At 59.7% G+C, this 17,883-nt stretch carries 16 protein-coding genes and 1 riboswitch; of the genes, 8 read left to right on the top strand and 8 right to left on the bottom strand.

The window, feature by feature from the left end; genetic code table 11:
- Positions 1-194: 194 nt before the first annotated feature.
- Positions 195-1,598, top strand: coding sequence for a copper-containing nitrite reductase (gene nirK, locus RE428_RS02380; RefSeq protein WP_004579141.1), 1,404 nt, complete (start codon positions 195-197; stop codon positions 1,596-1,598).
- Positions 1,599-1,742: 144 nt separating this feature from the next.
- Entirely contained in the window at positions 1,743-2,486 is a 744-nt protein-coding gene (locus RE428_RS02375) for a sulfite exporter TauE/SafE family protein (protein WP_004579142.1), read from the top strand.
- A gap of 49 nt (positions 2,487-2,535) precedes the next feature.
- Here RE428_RS02375 and RE428_RS02370 read toward each other — a convergent pair whose 3' ends face one another.
- From RE428_RS02370 to RE428_RS02350, 5 genes are all read right to left on the bottom strand, one after another.
- A complete protein-coding gene (locus RE428_RS02370; protein ID WP_154660722.1) occupies positions 2,536-2,706 on the bottom strand; it encodes a hypothetical protein in 171 nt (56 codons plus the stop codon).
- A 212-nt stretch (positions 2,707-2,918) separates the two neighbouring features.
- Positions 2,919-4,298 carry an MBL fold metallo-hydrolase gene (locus tag RE428_RS02365; RefSeq protein ID WP_004579143.1) on the bottom strand — a complete coding sequence of 460 codons (1,380 nt, stop codon included), beginning with the start codon at positions 4,296-4,298 and terminating at the stop codon, positions 2,919-2,921.
- A 317-nt stretch (positions 4,299-4,615) separates the two neighbouring features.
- Complete coding sequence (locus tag RE428_RS02360; protein WP_154660723.1) at positions 4,616-4,792, bottom strand: hypothetical protein; 177 nt, start codon at positions 4,790-4,792, stop codon at positions 4,616-4,618.
- Positions 4,793-4,924: 132 nt separating this feature from the next.
- Positions 4,925-6,214 (bottom strand): sensor histidine kinase, encoded by a 1,290-nt coding sequence (locus RE428_RS02355; protein WP_004579144.1) that lies wholly within the window; start codon positions 6,212-6,214, stop codon positions 4,925-4,927.
- On the bottom strand, positions 6,211-6,897 hold the full coding sequence (locus tag RE428_RS02350; RefSeq protein WP_004579145.1) for a response regulator: 687 nt from the start codon (positions 6,895-6,897) through the stop codon (positions 6,211-6,213). Before RE428_RS02350 ends, RE428_RS02355 begins: the two co-directional genes overlap by 4 nt.
- 209 nt (positions 6,898-7,106) lie before the next feature.
- Between RE428_RS02350 and dsbD the strand changes: the two genes are divergently transcribed.
- From dsbD to lhpI, 4 genes are all read left to right on the top strand, one after another.
- Complete coding sequence (gene dsbD, locus RE428_RS02345; protein ID WP_004579146.1) at positions 7,107-8,918, top strand: protein-disulfide reductase DsbD; 1,812 nt, start codon at positions 7,107-7,109, stop codon at positions 8,916-8,918.
- Positions 8,919-8,940: 22 nt separating this feature from the next.
- Positions 8,941-9,762 carry a TlpA disulfide reductase family protein gene (locus tag RE428_RS02340; protein WP_004579147.1) on the top strand — a complete coding sequence of 274 codons (822 nt, stop codon included), beginning with the start codon at positions 8,941-8,943 and terminating at the stop codon, positions 9,760-9,762.
- A gap of 54 nt (positions 9,763-9,816) precedes the next feature.
- Complete coding sequence (gene dsbG / locus RE428_RS02335; protein ID WP_004579148.1) at positions 9,817-10,593, top strand: thiol:disulfide interchange protein DsbG; 777 nt, start codon at positions 9,817-9,819, stop codon at positions 10,591-10,593.
- 165 nt (positions 10,594-10,758) lie between these two features.
- Complete coding sequence (gene lhpI / locus RE428_RS02330; protein ID WP_004579149.1) at positions 10,759-11,727, top strand: bifunctional Delta(1)-pyrroline-2-carboxylate/Delta(1)-piperideine-2-carboxylate reductase; 969 nt, start codon at positions 10,759-10,761, stop codon at positions 11,725-11,727.
- A gap of 32 nt (positions 11,728-11,759) precedes the next feature.
- Here the strand turns inward: lhpI and RE428_RS02325 are convergent, their stop codons facing one another.
- Positions 11,760-12,449 (bottom strand): haloacid dehalogenase type II, encoded by a 690-nt coding sequence (locus RE428_RS02325; protein ID WP_004579150.1) that lies wholly within the window; start codon positions 12,447-12,449, stop codon positions 11,760-11,762.
- A gap of 535 nt (positions 12,450-12,984) precedes the next feature.
- On the opposite strand from RE428_RS02325, the gene RE428_RS02320 reads away from it, so the two are divergent.
- Together RE428_RS02320 and RE428_RS02315 are read left to right on the top strand one after the other, a co-directional pair.
- Positions 12,985-14,472: a SulP family inorganic anion transporter gene (locus RE428_RS02320; RefSeq protein ID WP_004579151.1), complete on the top strand. Its 1,488-nt coding sequence runs from the start codon at positions 12,985-12,987 to the stop codon at positions 14,470-14,472.
- A 102-nt stretch (positions 14,473-14,574) separates the two neighbouring features.
- Positions 14,575-14,724: riboswitch (FMN riboswitch) on the top strand.
- A 150-nt stretch (positions 14,725-14,874) separates the two neighbouring features.
- Positions 14,875-15,372, top strand: a complete 498-nt coding sequence (locus tag RE428_RS02315; protein ID WP_004579152.1) for a 6,7-dimethyl-8-ribityllumazine synthase — start codon at positions 14,875-14,877, stop codon at positions 15,370-15,372.
- Between the two features lie 165 nt (positions 15,373-15,537).
- On the opposite strand, the gene RE428_RS02310 is transcribed toward RE428_RS02315, so the two are convergent.
- Both RE428_RS02310 and RE428_RS02305 read right to left on the bottom strand, forming a co-directional pair.
- Complete coding sequence (locus RE428_RS02310; protein WP_004579153.1) at positions 15,538-16,494, bottom strand: isopenicillin N synthase family dioxygenase; 957 nt, start codon at positions 16,492-16,494, stop codon at positions 15,538-15,540.
- Between the two features lie 20 nt (positions 16,495-16,514).
- Positions 16,515-17,864, bottom strand: coding sequence for an amidohydrolase family protein (locus RE428_RS02305; RefSeq protein WP_004579154.1), 1,350 nt, complete (start codon positions 17,862-17,864; stop codon positions 16,515-16,517).
- Positions 17,865-17,883: the final 19 nt, after the last annotated feature.

The following is a 17,883-nucleotide window of genomic DNA, read 5'->3' as shown; positions in this document are numbered from 1 at the left end:
CGGCATGCACTTCGTTGATATCTGTCAAATATAAAGATGCATCCAGTATCTATGATTTTCCCCAACATGGTTCGAAAACGGTACCGACAGCAATCATGACCAGCCACTGCCAAATGACTTGGCAGTCGAACCGCCAACGCCGGCCCAAGGAATGGTTCAGGCGAGCGGACGCATCTCTCTTCGAGGTTGTAACGATGAGAACCAGCAAACTACGCAACGCCATAGCCACTCTGATCCTGGGCACTTCTGCGCTAACCCCCGTTTATGCCACGGACACTATTGCGGATACCGGTGCAGCAACCTACCGCCCCGACATCACCTTCACCCTGCGCACGAACATCGCCGAGGGTAAGCTGGTCTTTGTCGGCGATAGTGGTGACATCAAGGGAAAACTGAACCCTCAACTCAACGTGCCTGAAGGCGCGGTCGTACAGATCAATCTGGTCAATGGCGACGGGGCCGTGCACGACATCGCGGTACCCCAGTTTGGCGCCGATTCTGACAATATTTCCGGACAGGGGGCGAGTACGGCCATTGTCTTCCGTGCCAACAAGAAGGGTGAATTCGAATACCTATGCACTCTACCCGGCCACAAACTGGCCGGCATGCTGGGCAAACTCGTGGTCGGCGATACCGGGCAGAATGTGGCCAACACATTTCAGGGCTCGGAGGTTTCCCGCAGTCCCATGGAGGTCGGCGAGCCCGTGGGTGACCGTGGGCCACGGGAAATGACCGTGAATCTCGAAACCACAGAGGTGGTCGGCCAGTTGGCCGATGGCACCACCTACAACTACTGGACCTTCAATGACAAGGTACCGGGACCGTTTATCCGCGCACGGGTCGGCGACACCATTACGGTCAACCTGGCCAACGCCAAAGACAGCCACATGATCCACTCGGTCGATTTCCATGCGGTGACCGGACCCGGTGGTGGCGCGGCGGTAACCCAGGCGGCGCCTGGACAGAGCAAGAGTTTCACCTTCAAGGCGCTTAACCCGGGGCTCTACGTCTATCACTGTGCAACACCGATGGTCGCCCAGCACATTTCCAATGGCATGTATGGGATGATACTGGTGGAGCCTGAAGGCGGACTTTCGGAAGTGGACCACGAGTTCTACGTGATGCAGGGCGAGCTCTACACCACCCAGCGCCACGGCACTCAGGGCCAACACGAGTTCTCGCTGGAAAAACTACTGGACGAGAAACCCGAGCATCTGACTTTCAACGGCACCATGAATGCACTGACTAAAACCCACCGGATGGAGTCGGCTGTGGGCGACGACGTGCGGATTTTCTTCGGTGTGGGCGGACCCAACGCCACGTCCAGCTTCCACGTCATCGGTGAAATTTTCGACAATGTCTATAATCTGGCAGACCTGACCTCGCCTCCGCAGCACAACGTCCAAACAGTATCGGTTCCGCCCGGCGGCGCGACCATGGTTGAATTCCGGACAGAAGTGCCGGGCAAATACATCCTGGTGGACCATGCCCTGTCCCGCCTGGAGAAAGGGCTGGCAGGCTTCCTTCATGTCAGCGGCGACCATCAGCCCGCCATCTTCCACTCAAGCGAAGCGGCCGACCCGGCCTCTGGTCACTAACCCAAGTCCTCTCTTCCGGGGCCGGCGAGTCCGGCCCCTGTCATTTGCGGTCATTGCTCACCGGGGCGGCTATGTCATGGACTGTCATGGACAAGCCGGAGCGACTGCGCCAGCATGGCTCTCTTTCCCGCCAAGAGAGACTGCATGGCCGCGCCTTTCGATACCCTCCTGTTCTGGATTCTTGCCGTCGTCGGCGTGATCCTGACCGGCATTTCCAAATCCGGCTTTGCCGGTGGCGCAGGCGTACTGGCCGTTCCCTTGCTGGCGCTGGTCATCCCACTCCCCACGGCAACGGTGATCATGCTGCCAGTGTTGCTGTTCATGGACGTGCGGGCGATTCACTTGTACCGGAAGCAGGCGTCCTGGACCGAACTCAAGCGCCTGGCACCGTCGGTCCTGATCGGCATTGCTATCGGCGGGGCGCTGCTGGGCACGCTCTCTACAAGTGCACTGGAGTTGGTGACCGGTATCGTCTCGGTGTTATTCGCCGGCTGGCAGAACTTCTCCGGCTGGCTGAGCCGTTTCCAGCGCGCCAGCTGGTTCTGGGGTGCAATTTCCGGTGTCACCAGCACGCTGATCCACGCCGGCGGGCCACCGTTAAGCGTCTACTTCCTGGGCCAGCAATTGGAAAAGCTGAAGTGGCTGGGCACGGCCGCCGTGCTGTTCGGCCTGATGAACCTGACCAAGGTAATCCCATACCAGATCAACGGCTTCTGGGAGGAGCGGTTGCTGTTCGTCTCGCTGCTCTTACTACCGGCGGCCTGGGTCGGCATCCAGCTTGGTTATGCCATCCAGAAGCGCTTCGACGGCGATACGTTTATCCGGATTTGCCGGGTGCTGTTGCTGGTCTCGGGGAGTTTGCTAATCGTGAAGGGTATTAGCGGCTAACGCCTGTTCCATACACAAAAACACCGGGGTTGCCGGTGTTTTTGTGCTTCTAGGCCTGCCAGAAAAACTTGTGCGCCTCGCGCTTCAGGCTGCCTGGAATCATACCCAGATCCCGCTCGATCACCGCCGTGTCGCTCCACATCATGTGCTGACGCAGTGATTTCCGGGAAGTCGCTCGATGTTGCCAGACTCTGAGGGTCTGGAGAATCCTGCCTTGCATGGTCGTTACCCCGCTTTGGTCTGAAGGTGGAAAGGACGGGGTATATAAGTCGCTCGCCTTGGACATCTGCAGCGGTCACTCCCCGTTTGCTTATGGTCACAAAATGACCGCAAACGGGGCAGGCACAGGTAGACTGAAATGTGACCAATACAGTGCGGCTTCAGGCGCCAACTGTAACCAGTACAGATGGAATGGGCGGCAGGCGGTCTCTGCTAGGCCGGTTTATCCGCCACGGCGTGACCTTCACTTTGCCATGCCCCCATCGACCCCATGAAGACGTCGACGTTGTTGAAGCCCTGACTGACCAGCACAGAGGCGGCGACGGTTGCCCGGGCGCCACTCGCACACATCACGGTGTAATGCGTATCGCGCGAAAGCGATTCGAGTTCGACCGGAACATGACCGACATAGATGTGCCTGGAGCCTTCGATAACGCCGCTTTCCACTTCGGACTGGCTACGCACATCGAGCAGCTGCCAGCCGGATGGGCGTTCCTCGACCCGACGCGCCACCTCGTCGACGCCAACCACGGAAACGGCGTCGAATGACAAAGCGTTGGCCGCCCAGCCCGGTATCGGTAAAGCGAAGTACCCTGCAATGTTATCGAAGCCGATACGGGCGAGATGCCGGGCGGCTGTTTCAGCCTGGGCATCACTCTCGGCAATCAGCGTGATTTGTTTATCGGGTTCGATGAGCCATCCGGCAAAAGAAGCCAACATACCGACCGGCAAGGCAAGACTCCCCGCCACATGCGACCCGAGGTAGGCAGTCACATCCCTGACATCAACGAGCACTGAATGCTTAGCCAGCTCCCGTAGCTCCTTCAGGTCCAGAGGGGCGGGAACCAATACACGGCTCGCTGGCGTGCCTCCTTCGAGATTGAGTCGCTCCATCAAGCGGAAGTACGGCGGCTGGTAGTGATGTTCGTCGAGTTTGGCGGCAATGAATTCGTCTCGATCAGTGATCTGGAGCATCTTGTTGTGGGCGCGCTCATAACCGATCGATGAAAAATCGCGGTTGGCCATGTTGTCCCCACAGACCGAACCCGCACCATGGGCCGGTAGCACGTATACATGATCGCCGAGGGTCAGGAGCTTTTGCAGGCTGTCAAAAAGAAGTCCTGCAACTTCCTTGGCGCGATCTGGATAAAAATCCGTACGTCCGACATCACCGACGAAGAGTGCGTCGCCGGTGCAGACGGCTACGGCGTCATCGCCAAACGACTGGTCGTACAGCACGTAGGACACACTGTCATCGGTGTGTCCCGGCGTTTCCAGAACCTCGATACGCACCTCGCCAGCCTTGAAGCTTTCTCCCTCAGCCGCCGTTTTGGCATATTTCACATCCCCAGCGGCGTTAGGGCCGTGATAGACCGTGGCACCCGTCAGCTCAGCGAGGATCGGTGCGCCGGAAACCAGATCTTCGTTACGATGTGTCTCAAAGATATGCGTAATGCGGCAGCCGAGTTGGGCTGCCTTCTCGACGTAGATCTCGCAGTCGCGACGGGGGTCGATAACGACCGCTTTTCCGCCTCCCCCGATCAGATATGAGAGTTGCGAGAGTCCTTCTGACTTTATCTTCTCAATAAACATGAATATCCCTCTCTCCGTCGAATGTTGCTCGGGCCGCTCATCGCTGCAGTCCAGACCCCGCTGGGACAAACGGCAATGACGAACGTTTCAGAAGCTGAGGGTTTCGAAAAAAAATTGTGGGAAATGCAGGGGCGGGCTCCCCTTCCTGAACACGCGGCGACCCTGTGTCACCGCGATGTGCGGAATCGTCGAAACCCTCTTGTGACAGCGTACGGGAGCCCGGGCGGGCATACCATTAATACGGATATACATCTTCATGAGCGTTTATCCATCCCGCTCCTTCAAAATGCGACGACTGCCCGGGCTAGAACGTTGATTCAGTAACTACCGACGCCTGTGGATGACGCAGTTCCGGCGTACGGTCCGGTCGCATCCGGATAGAACTTGACCGGCGAATCCGTAATGCAGACGCTACAGGCCCAGACAAACGCCGCCGTGAATACGGCAAGCAAGATATCGTTGTTCTTTCGACGAACGGGACGCGTACTCACCATTGGCTCCTCCTGAACACGATGGATGTTGATACGATCGAGCGACACTGAGCCCGATCTGTTCAACGACGATGCGCCATGGTGATTAACTGAACATTAAGGGGGCCTGACCGTTTCGGACGAGAGCACGTCGCATCATTTTCGGGTGGCGAATTCCAGAATCCAATCCTGGCCATTCCAGGCGTTGCGTTCGGAACGGACACTACCTGCAAACCGGGAGACGATGGTCTCGACGATTGCCAATCCCAGGCCATGTCCCCGCACCTCTGAGCGCGCGCTTTCCTGGCTACTGGCGTCATCATCGATACTGCCGTAATCCCGCACCACGAACGTCACCGTCCCCAGGACCTCGCGTACCTGCAGTTCAACCGGGCGGTCACCGCCAGAGTATTTCAATGCATTTTCAACAAGATTTCGTACGGCGACCGCCGCCAGCACCTGGGGCACCTGCAGACTGCTACCGACGGCCTGAGCCTCGACCTGCAGTCTTTCACCATGGGGCAGATCGGCAGTGGCTTCCGCGACCACCCGATCGACACGGGACTCGGCATCGCCAGGCCATTCCCTGCCCTGCTCAAGCCGAGCCAGCAACAGCAACTGCTCCGTGACGCGCTGGAGCCGGCCGACGCCCCGCTCCGCGTTCCTCAGTGCCTGTTGCTGCTGCTCGCCCGAGGTCTTTTGGGCCACCTGAAGATGGGTCTTGATCCCCGTCAGGGGGGTGCGGAATTCATGAGCAGCATTGCTGGCGAAGCGCTGCTCGCGTCGTACCGTACGGTCGACCCGGACGAACAGGTTGTTGAGGGTCTCGACGACCGGCTCAAGTTCGGCTGGCGCCGTACCGATATCGACCGGATCGAGGTTGGTGGGCTCGCGGCTGCCCAGCGCCAGGGATAAACGCTGTAGCGGACGAAGACCGCGTTTCACACCCAACCAGAGCGCGAGCAGACTGCCAACCAACGCAAGCGCAAAGGGAACGACCATCACGATGATGATGCCGTTTTGCAGTCTCGACCGCTCGGTCATGCGGTCTGCCGTGGTAATCAGCACCCCCTTGTGGTCGAGCGTGAAGAGCCGCCACTGGGTTTCGCCGATAGTGCGAGTCGCGAACCCGGTCCCAGCGGTATCCGACAGCAGGGCGTCGGCTCCACTGGTCTGCAGCAGCACCTGTCCGCCTGCGGAACGCACCTGACAGGCGACGCCTTCGGTTTCGGGTTCAACCAGCAGCGGGTTCTCACTGGGCGCTGTCAACAGATCCGGCTGGCGTGCAATGAGTCCAGCCACCATGGTCGCCGAAGCGGCCAGCCGCTGGTCCAGGGTCTCTGAAACCTGCCGGTCAAGATAGACATAGAGAAGCCCCGCGGCAGTCAACCACAAGACAACGAAGCTGCCACCCAGAAGCAGCAGCAGGCGGCGCTGCAGGCTCATACCGCAGAATCTTCAGATGCGGCCAGCGGCGGTCCCAGCCTGAATCCGACGCCGCGCACCGTCTCGATGAGTTCGCGCCCCAGCTTCCGGCGCAGGTGATAGATATGTACGTTCAAGGCATTGCTCTCGACATCAGCGGCCATGCCATAGAGGCTATCTTTTAGCTGTTCTTCGGTCAGTACAGCGCCGCGGGCATTGAGGAATTTTTCCAGCAACGTCAGTTCCCGGCGCGACAGCGCGACGGGATGGTCGCCCAGCAGCACTTCGCCCTTCGATGGCCGGAGGACAAGGTCACCATGAACGATTTCGGAAACGGCACGTCCGGCTGCCCGGCGCACCAAGGCATGGAGGCGGGCCGCCAGCTCGTCCAACTCGAACGGTTTGAGCACGTAATCGTCCCCACCGGCCTCAAGCCCGACGATCCGTTCATCCAGCGCATCCCGAGCGGTCAGTATCAGGATCGGGACGTCGTTTCCCTCACCGCGCCATTTACGCAACATGGAGAGCCCATCCACGTCCGGCAGTCCCAGATCCAGTATGACCGCATCAGCAGTAAACAATCCCAGCGCCTGATCCGCCTGACGACCACGGCTCACCCAATCCACCACAAACCCGTGCAATTCAAGGCCCGCAATCAGACCGGACGCAACCAGTTCGTCATCTTCTACCAGCAATACGTGCATGCATCCGCCCATGACTTTCGATGTGATTTTGGCACTGACAATGGTGTGTCCTGTTTCAGCCCCAAGCGTTCTGTTCGAGACCAGAGAGTCTCCTTTGCCGCCGGAAAGTTCCCTTTAATGTTGCCTTAATCGCGCGCCAGCAGGCTGACGGCACGTTCAATGCCCTGCCCGGTTATTCCGCTGATCGGCCATAAACCAAGGAGTTCGGAGTGGTACACCCTCGCCTGCCAGTAATTTTGCTCGGTTACCTGCTCCTGCTGGCTGCACCCGGGGTCTTTTGGGCGCAACCGAGCCTGGCCAGTGACGATTATCTCTCCCCTGAGCAGGCGTTCGACTATCAGCTGTCGACCAATGCCGACGGCTCCGTCACCCTGTCCTGGGATATCGCGCCAGACTACTACCTTTACCGGAAACGCATGAACGTCGAGGGTGTGGATTCGCCGATCAGGTCCGTCGACTATCCGGAAGGAGAGATCATTACCGATGAATTTTTCGGCGATTCCGAGGTTTATTTCAATTCTGCGCAGATCCTGATTCAACCGCAGGATGCCCGCAAGCTGAAACTGACCTGGCAGGGCTGTGCCGAGGCGGGCCTTTGCTATCCCCCCCAGCACACCACCGTGACGTTGGATCGCGCCGGTCCTGCGACGGGCAAGGCGCAAGCCACCGCCGCCGATGGGCCTGGCTCTCCGGCGGCGCAGAACCAGGCGACGGACCAGTCACTCGCCCGACAACTCGCCGGTAGCGGACTCTTGCTGAATCTCGCCATTTTCTTCGGCCTCGGTCTGCTGCTGGTGTTTACGCCCTGTGTCCTGCCGATGATTCCGATCCTTTCCGCCGTGATCGTCGGTAGCCAGGCAAGGCGAGCGCGGGCTCTCTGGCTTTCGTCGGTTTTCGTCGTCTCCATGGCATTCACCTATGCCTTGCTCGGTGTCGCAGCCGCACTGGCTGGCGCCAATCTCCAGGCAGCACTACAGGCACCAGTATTCATCGTGCCCCTGGCCGTCATTTTTGTGCTATTGGCACTGGCCATGTTTGGTATTTATGAGCTCCGCATCCCGGCCGTCCTGCGGCAGCGCCTTGACCGCGTGAATCAGCGGCAAAAAGGGGGCAGTCTCACCGGCGCCGCCGTCATGGGCTTCCTCTCTGCGCTCCTCGCCAGCCCGTGCATGACGGCTCCTCTTGCAGGCGCACTGATCTATATTGCCGATACGGGCGACGCGACACTCGGTGGCCTTGCTCTGCTGGCTCTCGGTCTGGGCATGGGGGCGCCGCTCATCCTGCTGGCCACCGTGGGCTCGGGGCTGCTACCCAAACCCGGCCGTTGGATGGTGGCGGTGAAGGCCGCCTTCGGCTTCATTCTACTGGGCACCGCCGTCTGGTTCCTCGAGCGCATTATTCCCGGCCCCGCCGAGCTCCTTCTCTGGGGTGCTCTTGCGCTGGGCCTGGGACTCACGCTCTGGCGCCTGCGCAAACCACTGGCCTCGTCCGAGGCATTGCAGCAGCTGGTCGGCAGTGTCGGCCTGATGATCTGCCTGTGGGGTGGATTGATGGTGATCGGTGGGGCCGCCGGTGGTGATCAATGGCTACGTCCGCTGCAGCCGTTCGTTCGCCTGCCCCCGCAAGCGGCGGAGATGACTCGGCCAGCACCGGAAACTGAATTCACCGTATTCAAATCAAAATCTGATCTCGATGAAGCACTCGACAAAGCCGGCAACCAAGGTCAGTGGACGCTGGTCGAGTTCTACGCGGACTGGTGCGTCTCGTGCAAAGTCATCGAGGAAGAAGTTTTCGGCGACCCTGCCGTTCAAAGGGCGATGGCGGATATGCAGTTGCTGCAGGCGGATGTGACCCGCAACGACGCCATCGACCAGGCGCTCATGCGTCAACTCCAGGTGGTGGGCCCGCCGACGATCCTGCTATTCGGTCCCGACGGCAAGGAGTACCGGGCGCAGCGGACAGTAGGCGAGATATCGGCGGAAGCCTTTCTCGATCGACTGGAATCCGCTCATTCCTCTTAGTGCAAGGTGTCAGGGAATAACGATGTTAACGGTCAACCTGGGTCCGCTGAGTCTGCCAACCGGCCATTTGCTTTTACTGCTCGCCTTCATTGTGGCCTTGGTGGTTGGGGGACTGTCTGGTCGCAAACAGAAGACACCGGTCGCTGGCATGCTCTCCGACATCCTTGTCGTGGCCGCCGTCAGTGCGCGCATCGGTTTTGTGCTGATGTATTTCGAACATTACCGGGACAACCTCTGGGACGTCGTCGATATCCGCGACGGTGGCTTCAGCGTTATCGCCGGTGTGGCCGGGGCATTGGCCTGCACGGCCTATCTGATGTGGCGCAGCCCTGTTTCCCGCCGCCCACTTGGTTTCGCCATGGCGTCGGGAATGATCGTCTGGGGAACCCTCTTGCTGACCATCAACCTCATCGAAACCCAGGCAAATGCAGTCCCCGACGCCCGCTTCGCAACGCTCGACGGCACAGGTACCACGCTTGCTGAAATTGGCTCCGGCAAGCCCATGGTCGTCAATCTGTGGGCGTCCTGGTGCCCGCCCTGCATCCGGGAGATGCCCGTACTGGACGCTGCCCAGGAACGCCTACCCAATGTCAGCTTCGTGTTCGTCAACCAGGGCGAACAGCCGGAGACGATCCGCCGCTTTCTGGCCGACCAGGCGTTGGAACTCGACCACATCCTGACCGATCCGGGAGGCGCGCTGGGCCGCATCACCGGTAGCCAGGCGCTGCCGACGACCTTGTTCTTTAACGCGGCCGGCCAGCAGGTCGACGCGCACCTGGGCGAGCTCTCTCGCGCAACGTTGGCGCGCAGTCTCGAGCAGATCACCGATGACGAAAGCCCTTAACGCACCCGCTCGACCTCAATCGGGTTTCAGACTTACTGAAGGAGTTAACCACCTATGAAACCATTCCGTTTGGCCGTTCCCGCCATGGCCCTGTTGGCGTTGTCTTTGCTGGCCCAGCCAGCATGGTCCGAGAGTTATCCGAAAGCCGTGCAGCTATTGATCGATCGTGGGGTGGAGATAGCCGGCAGCTTCGAGGCGCCGGGGGGAATGATCGGTTATATTGCCGATATGCAGGGCCAGCCAGTCGCCTTCTACCTCACCCCTGACGGCAAACACGTCGTAATCGGCCCGATGCTGACCGAGGATGGCAAGAACCTGACCGACCCGAAAATACAGGAACTCGTGCAAGGCCCGAAAAACAAGGAGGCGTGGAAACAGGTGGAGAACAGCCACTGGGTCCGTGACGGCGACAAGGATGCGCCTGTCATCCTCTACACCTTTACCGACCCGAACTGTCCGTTCTGTCACCGCTTCCGGCAGGCGGCGGCACCCTGGATCGAAGCCGGCCGGGTGCAGCTCCGCCATGTGCTCGTCGGAATCCTGAAACAGGACAGCCTCCCAAAAGCCGCGACCATTCTCGGCAGTGACGATCCCCAGGAAGCCCTGCACGAAAATCAACAGCGGTATAACGACGGAGGGATAACCGTCGACCGACAGATCGTCAGCGCGCATCACGAGCAGATTACCGAAAACAACCGCTTAATGGGCGAGCTTGGACTCAGCGCCACACCCAGCACCTTCTATCGCGACAACGATGGCAAGATCCAGATGAAGCAGGGCCTACCCAGACCGCAGGAGATGGCGGAGATCATGGGTAGCGAAAAACCTTAGCCGTTCCTGCAATACCCCGCTGTCGAACCAACCCATCAGACGACACCTACCTGGCTGGTGTGATGGCTCGTATTCTAATGACTATACTGCTTTTCGGTGGGTTGCCGTTGAAGCCGCGATATAGACCTAGAATCGATCCAGCCTGGGACTTGAGGAGGTGCGTGAATGAAAGTAATAGACAGCGAGACGGTCGCGCAGTCCCTGCCCTGGGCATCGCTGGTAGATCGGTTGGGTGAAGCTTTCACCGGCGGCATCGAAACTCCGCCCCGGCATCATCATGCGATCCAGCGCAGCGAGGGCGAAGCGACCATGCTGTTGATGCCTGCCTGGCAGGAGGCCGACCAGACGCCGGGGTACCTGGGCGTGAAGATGGTCAACGTGTTTCCGCAAAACGCCGATAAGGGGCTGCCGGCCATCAGCGGTGTCTACCTCCTCAGCGATGGGCGCACTGGTGCCCCGCTGGCCTGTATCGACGGCAGCGAACTGACCCGGCGCCGCACCGCTGCGGCCTCGGCCCTGGCGGCGCGCTACCTGGCGCGGGAGGATGCGGAGACCCTGGTGGTCATCGGTACCGGCAAGCTGGCCCCGATGCTGATCGAAGCACACGCGGCTGTACGACCGATCCGCAAGGTCGTCGTCTGGGGCCGCAAGCTGGAAAAAGCCCAGACATTGGCTGGGCAATACCGGGACTATCGTAAGGGCCTGGTACCGTTCGAATCCGTTGAAGCCACAGACGACCTGGCCTCGGCGTTAAGAGAGATTGATATCGTCAGTGCGGCCACGCTGTCCAAGGCGCCGCTCATTCTCGGCGAGTGGCTGTCGCCAGGAACCCACGTCGACCTGGTGGGCGCCTTCCGCAAGGACATGCGCGAAACCGACAGCGAATGCATCGCCCGGTCCCAGGTCTTCGTGGATTCCTACGCCGGCGCCCGGGGCGAAGCCGGCGACCTGCATTATGCCGTCGCCGAGGACCGGTTCACCTTCGACGAGATCAGGGCCGATCTCGCCGCCCTGGCGAGCAGCGAGCATGCCGGTCGTAAACAGGACGAAGACATAACCCTGTTCAAGTCCGTCGGCGTCTCGCTGGAAGACTTGGCCGCCGCCATCCTGGTTTGGGAAAACAGCCAGGCCTGACGCTCTTGGCAATTGCGATAACGACCGGCAACCTAAGCGGCGTTTAACAAGCCGACTGAAACTTGATCGACTAACGTTGTCAGGTCGCTTGCGCTGTAGTCTGGCGGTGTCATGGCCGGATGAAAGACACTGTCCTGGCGGCGAACCCACCCAGCGCCCATTCCCGCATTCATAGCTCCCTGGGTGTCCCAGGCATGGGCTGCAATCATGGCGCTGCGCTCCGGCTTGCCACCCACGGCCGCAATAGCGCCAAGGTAGACCTCTCTGTACGGCTTCCACTGGCTGAACGTATCGATGGATACGACATGGTCCACCAGATTCTCCAACGCATTGCGCGCAATCAGCGATTCCGTATTTTTCTGCGAACCATTGGTAAAGAACAGAACCTCAAGGTCCCTGCTTTTGGCCAGGGCCAACGCATCCTGCACGTCGGAATGGGCATCCAGTTGTCCGAACACAGGCAGTATCTGCTCAATCTTCGAGGCTGGCGCAGACACGCCAAGGTTGACCAACAGTACATGCAGCGTGCCTTTCGCCATTTCGACGAAAGGAACGTAGGCACCTGTTGCGGAGGTTGCAAATGCATCGCGAAGCAATTGGGCGAAGAACAGATCCTTGGTATGCGCGGGTAGGTCCAGTCTGTCAAAAGACCGAGACAGTGCATCGAGTGAAAAAATCGTTTCGATAACGTCGAAGACGATGACCGGCTTCGTTGGCTTCATGAGTACGACTCCTTGTAAACGCTGCCACGATTATTCAGGGACTCGACGCGCTGGCTGATGACATGACGAAACTGGAAGGTTATCGCACACAAACGAGGGCACCCGCGCGTCCAAGTCTTTCGGAGTATGGCTGCAATACCAGACCGCCGTCATTCCGATTTGTGAAAACAGCATAAGCTACCGGCACCAAGGCCGGAAAAGAGAGTCTACCCGTCCGGGCATGCGCTGGTTACCTTCCCATGGGGATTCTGGTAAGCTCCGCAACCCTGATGACATTGCAGACCCGAACTTTCCGATGCCCATCCCACAAAGTACGTTGACGATCACTCCACCCTAGGCCGCCCCCAACTCGGCCCGCGGATTGCTTTCCAGTTCCTTCAGGATCTGGCTACACCTTCGTTTAACACAGATCCGCGATGATCCAAGGTGCCCTGTTTACCGAGGTCTCGTCTACTTCGATATAGGGGTCGATGCCCTGCGGCGGGCATTCGAATAGCCCTAATGACACAACTCGCATTCGACTGACTGGAACAACATGCTGAACTCTATCAAAGCCGACTGGTTTTCAAACCTCCGGGGCGATCTGCTATCCGGAATCGTGGTGGCCCTCGCCCTGATTCCAGAAGCCATCGCCTTTTCCATTATCGCCGGCGTCGATCCCAAGATCGGCCTCTACGCCTCGTTCTGTATCGCCGTTATCATCGCGTTTGTCGGCGGTCGGCCGGGCATGATCTCGGCCGCAACCGGTGCCATGGCGCTGCTTATGGTCACGCTTGTCAAGGAGCATGGGCTGCAGTACCTGCTCGCCGCCACACTGCTGACCGGTGTGTTCCAGATCATTGCCGGCTACCTGAAACTCGGCGGGCTGATGCGCTTCGTCTCACGCTCGGTCGTGACCGGTTTCGTGAACGCCCTGGCGATCCTGATATTCATGGCACAGCTGCCTGAGCTGACCAATGTGACCTGGCACGTCTACGCAATGACCGCTGCCGGCCTGGGTATCATTTACCTGTTCCCACTTTTGCCGTTTGTGGGTCGACTGATCCCGTCCCCGCTGGTTTGCATCGTCTCGCTGACCTTCGTATCCATCCTCCTGGGACTGGACATCCGCACCGTAGGCGATATGGGCGAACTACCGGATACCCTGCCGGTTTTCCTGTGGCCGGATGTTCCGCTCAACCTCGAGACCCTGATGATTATCCTGCCCTACTCCCTGGGCCTGGCGGTCGTGGGTCTGCTCGAGTCGATGATGACCGCCACCATCGTGGACGAACTCACGGATACGACCAGTGACCGCAACCGTGAATGCCGCGGCCAGGGCATTGCCAACATCGGTGCCGGCCTGCTGGGCGGCATGGCAGGTTGCGCGATGATTGGCCAGTCCGTCATCAACGTGAAGTCCGGAGGCCGGACGCGGCTCTCAACCCTTACGGCGGGTGTCTTCCTGCTGATCATGGTGCTGGTGCTCGATGCCTGGTTGGTACAGATCCCCATGGCCGCGCTGGTGGCGGTGATGATCATGGTTTCCATCGGCACCTTTAGCTGGGAGTCTGTTCGCAACCTCAAGCACCATCCTCTGTCGACCAATATCGTCATGTTGGTAACCGTGGTGGTCGTGGTCGCGACCCACAACCTGGCCTTCGGTGTACTCGCCGGCGTGCTTCTGGCTGCGCTGTTCTTCGCCAATAAGGTAGGGCACTACATGCGGGTGGATGCGGAGCTGGACGAAAGCACCAACACCCGTACCTACCGCGTACTGGGGCAGGTGTTCTTCAGCTCATCGGAGAAATTCCTGGCTGCCTTCGACTTCAGGGAAGTGGTGGATAACGTGGTGATCGACCTGAGCCGGGCCCACTTCTGGGATATCACGGCGGTAGGCGCACTGGATAAGGCGGTCATTAAATTCCGCCGGGAAGGCGCGCAGGTGGAGGTAATCGGCCTCAACGAAGCGAGCGCCACCATCGTCGACCGTTTTGGCGTACACGACAAGCCGGACGCAGACGATCCGTTGCTGGGGCACTAGAGGCGGGCGTCGGCCCATGCGTCAGGTCATGTAGTCCCCCGCAGACACCTGACAGGCCATCGCACACCGCATACAATAGCGCGGCCCGTGGGGAACCACGGGTTTCGTTCTCAGGGCGGGGTGAAAGTCCCCACCGGCGGTGATGGCGTTTACGCCTCAGCCCGCGAGCGCCTTGCGGCTTTACCGTGAGGGTCAGCAGATTCGGTGTGATTCCGAAGCCGACGGTGATAGTCCGGATGAAAGAGAAGGAACCGTTGAAAAAACAGACTGCGGAAGACGCCTCATGCGCTTTCTGTCGAATGCCATTTCTCCGCGTTTCCACATGGTTTTGCCCAGGTCGCCTTCGGTGGCCATGAGCAGACCCTGCATGCCCTGATTCTAGTTACGACAGAGAGACCAACTATGAATCAGCAAGAATCCTTGAACCTTTCCGACGCCAGCCGCAGCCAGCGTATCGCCTTTATCCAGGGCAACTGGCACCTCGATATCATCGACCAGGCGCGCGAAGCCTTCCTCACCGAAATCCGCCAGCACGGCTTCGATACCGACCAGGTGGATATCATTACCGTTGCCGGCGCTTTTGAGATCCCTCTCCAGGCCAAACTGCTGGCCGAGAGCGGCCAGTACGGCGCGATCGTCGGTGCCGGCTTTGTGGTGGACGGCGGCATCTACCGGCACGAGTTCGTTGCCCACGCCGTGATTGATGGCCTGATGCGCGTGCAGCTGGATACACACGTGCCCGTGCTCTCCGCCGTCCTCACACCGCACCACTTCCATGAGCACACGACACACCATGAGTTCTTCCACAAGCATTTTGCGGAGAAAGGTGTCGAGGTGGCGCGGGCGTGCTTGATGACGCTGGGGAACATGGAAAAGACGCGGATGTTGACGGCATGTTAAAGCCATTACGGGCCGGCCTCGCAGTTAGAGGCCCGCTCGAGCATGTAGCAGATGCTTCAGCTTCTGAGGCGCGGCAAGGCGCCCTGGTGACGAAGATATTCCGGCTAACGGGCCGTCCTTCGGACGGCTCGGAAGCTGAAGCGTCCGCTACACACTCACGTAAGCCTATACCTTCTCCCCTGCCCGATGCTCATAGGTCGCATCCAATCGCGACTTGAGATAAGCCGCAAATGTCACCGGCTCATACTTGGGCGTTTGATCCGGATAAATATCCCTTGGATCGACCACCGAATCCGGATTGGCTTCAAGGAAATAGGCGATCGAATAACGCTCCCGCGCCGGCGGGCGCACGCGGTGTGGGGTCGATACATAGGTATCGTTGCTCCAGCGCATGAGGCAATCACCGATATTGCAGACGAAAGCGCCCTCCACGTGCGGCGCATCGATCCAATCGCCCTGACGAGTCAGCACTTCCAGGCCCGCCACATCATCGGTGGCCAGCAAGGTCAGGTTGCCATAATCGGTGTGCGCGCCGGCACCACCGTCCCGACGGTCCGACTGCCCCGCACTCGCGGGATAGCGCAGGATACGCATGGTCACTACGGGGTCCGCGAGGTGTGAGGCGAAGAAATCTTCCGCTACGCCCAGGTCGAGGCTGAAGCCCCGATGGATGATCCGGCCCAACTCCAGGCAAGCATCGAAATAGCTCAACATGTTGTCCCGCCATCCCGGCAGGTTCTCCGGCCAGAAGTTCACACCGCGGAAGGGTTTGCCGGCGACCACCTCGGGATGGTCCTCCGGCAGTTCGACGCCCAGGTTGAACGCCTCCTTCATATCCGCACCCGACTCCGGGTTCAGCTTCTCGTCAGCCATGGCCACATAGCCGCGGTTATGGGGCGAACGCTTGATGGACAGTGCCTGCTTGGCCTCCGTCGGCAATGCGAAAAACCGTCTGGATTCGGCGAACGCGGTATCGATCACCTGCCGGGGAATGCCGTGATCGATCGCATAGAAAAAACCCACTTCGCGGCAGGCTCGACCCAGCTCTGCAGCGGTCTTGCGGCGCTCTTCCACATTCTCGCTGCGTAGACCGGCAATGGATATCAGGGGGAGTTGTTTCATCATCGTCTCCTAGGGCCCCTCTAGATCATGTCCACTCGAAGATGATCCAGAGCACGGCATCGTTCATACAGGGATAAGCCACAGGTTTGCGCCGTGGCTACCACGTGGCCCTCGTCGACCTGCGTCGACCGACCCTCTTCAATCAGGCAACGACCATCCACCCAGACATGGGTGACATTGCTGCCTCTCGCGGCAAACACCAGGTTCCATAGCAGGTTGCCGCCAGCGTGAGTGACCTCGTGCGGCGTCAGGTTCGGCGCGCCGAGATCCAACATGACCAGATCTGCCTTCTTGCCAATCTCGATCGATCCAATCTCCCCATCCAGCCCCAGGGCTTTGGCGCCGCCGATGGTTGCCATGCGCAAGACCTGATCTGCCGGTAGTGCCCTCGCATCGAGGCGTGTGGCTTTCTGGATCAGCGAGGCAAACTTCATCTCCTCGAACAGGTCGAGACTGTTGTTGCACACCGGGCCGTCGGTTCCGAGGCCCAGATTGATGCCCGCCGCCAGCATGTCCGGTGTACGCGCGACGCCACTGGCCAGCTTGGCGTTGCTGATCGGGCAATGGGCGATAGAGGTACCGGTATCCGCCAAACGTTTGATCTCATCGTCATCAAGCCAGACGCAGTGAGCCAATAGCGTCTTCTCGCCAAGCAACCCGTAGTGGTCGAGCATGCCGATGGAACGTCGGCCGAAATGTTTGAGAACCGCGTCCTCCTCTTCCCGCTGCTCGCAGGCATGGGTGTGGATGCGAACGCCGTAGTCCTGCTGACAACGCACCGCATCGCGGTAGGCGTCCTCGCTGCAATAGAACAGATGTTCCAGCCCCATCCAGACCTGGATCCGGCCCGACTGGCTGCCATGGTGGGTTCGTATAAGGCGTTTGTTCTCCTCTCGCGTGGAGAAGAAATCCTTGCCCGGCTGGTCGGCCACGTAGGGGGCCAGGTTCACCCGCAAACCCAATTCACCAGCGGCGTCGGCGCATCGGTCCATGAAGCGGAACATGTCCATGACACAGGTGGTGCCGCCCTTGAGGGCCTCCAGATAACACAGGCGCGCCGAGTGATAGGCGTCTTCTTCGGTCAGTGCACGATGCTCCAACTGGTAGTACGGCAGCCACTCCATTAGCGGCATATTCTCGGTGACACCGCGCATCAGACTGGAATGGGAATGGGCATCGACCAGCCCCGGCAATACTGCCCGTTTTCCTCCGCTATCGATAACCACGGTGTCGGCAGGAATTTCAATGGACTCAGCAGGGCCCACGGCGACGATCCGACCGTCCTCGACCAGGACGGTACCGTCGGGGATCACACGATCCTGTGGATCGACGGTAAACAGGGCCGCGTGAGTAATGGCAAATCGTTGCATCGGGCGCTCGCGTTCCTAT

Origin of the sequence: Marinobacter nanhaiticus D15-8W (genome assembly GCF_036511935.1) — a bacterium.
Classification (GTDB): Bacteria; Pseudomonadota; Gammaproteobacteria; order Pseudomonadales; family Oleiphilaceae; genus Marinobacter_A; species Marinobacter_A nanhaiticus.
Note: the sequence above shows the minus strand (reverse complement) of the source record. Positions and strands in the feature narration are given on the sequence as shown.

Coding starts and splice junctions, on each gene's coding strand:
- nirK (WP_004579141.1), top strand. CDS start 195: ATGAGAACCAGCAAACTACGCAACGCCATAGCCACTCTGATCCTGGGC.
- RE428_RS02375 (WP_004579142.1), top strand. CDS start 1,743: ATGGCCGCGCCTTTCGATACCCTCCTGTTCTGGATTCTTGCCGTCGTC.
- RE428_RS02370 (WP_154660722.1), bottom strand. CDS start 2,706: ATGCAAGGCAGGATTCTCCAGACCCTCAGAGTCTGGCAACATCGAGCG.
- RE428_RS02365 (WP_004579143.1), bottom strand. CDS start 4,298: ATGTTTATTGAGAAGATAAAGTCAGAAGGACTCTCGCAACTCTCATAT.
- RE428_RS02360 (WP_154660723.1), bottom strand. CDS start 4,792: ATGGTGAGTACGCGTCCCGTTCGTCGAAAGAACAACGATATCTTGCTT.
- RE428_RS02355 (WP_004579144.1), bottom strand. CDS start 6,214: ATGAGCCTGCAGCGCCGCCTGCTGCTGCTTCTGGGTGGCAGCTTCGTT.
- RE428_RS02350 (WP_004579145.1), bottom strand. CDS start 6,897: ATGCACGTATTGCTGGTAGAAGATGACGAACTGGTTGCGTCCGGTCTG.
- RE428_RS02340 (WP_004579147.1), top strand. CDS start 8,941: ATGTTAACGGTCAACCTGGGTCCGCTGAGTCTGCCAACCGGCCATTTG.
- dsbG (WP_004579148.1), top strand. CDS start 9,817: ATGAAACCATTCCGTTTGGCCGTTCCCGCCATGGCCCTGTTGGCGTTG.
- lhpI (WP_004579149.1), top strand. CDS start 10,759: ATGAAAGTAATAGACAGCGAGACGGTCGCGCAGTCCCTGCCCTGGGCA.
- RE428_RS02325 (WP_004579150.1), bottom strand. CDS start 12,449: ATGAAGCCAACGAAGCCGGTCATCGTCTTCGACGTTATCGAAACGATT.
- RE428_RS02320 (WP_004579151.1), top strand. CDS start 12,985: ATGCTGAACTCTATCAAAGCCGACTGGTTTTCAAACCTCCGGGGCGAT.
- RE428_RS02315 (WP_004579152.1), top strand. CDS start 14,875: ATGAATCAGCAAGAATCCTTGAACCTTTCCGACGCCAGCCGCAGCCAG.
- RE428_RS02310 (WP_004579153.1), bottom strand. CDS start 16,494: ATGAAACAACTCCCCCTGATATCCATTGCCGGTCTACGCAGCGAGAAT.
- RE428_RS02305 (WP_004579154.1), bottom strand. CDS start 17,864: ATGCAACGATTTGCCATTACTCACGCGGCCCTGTTTACCGTCGATCCA.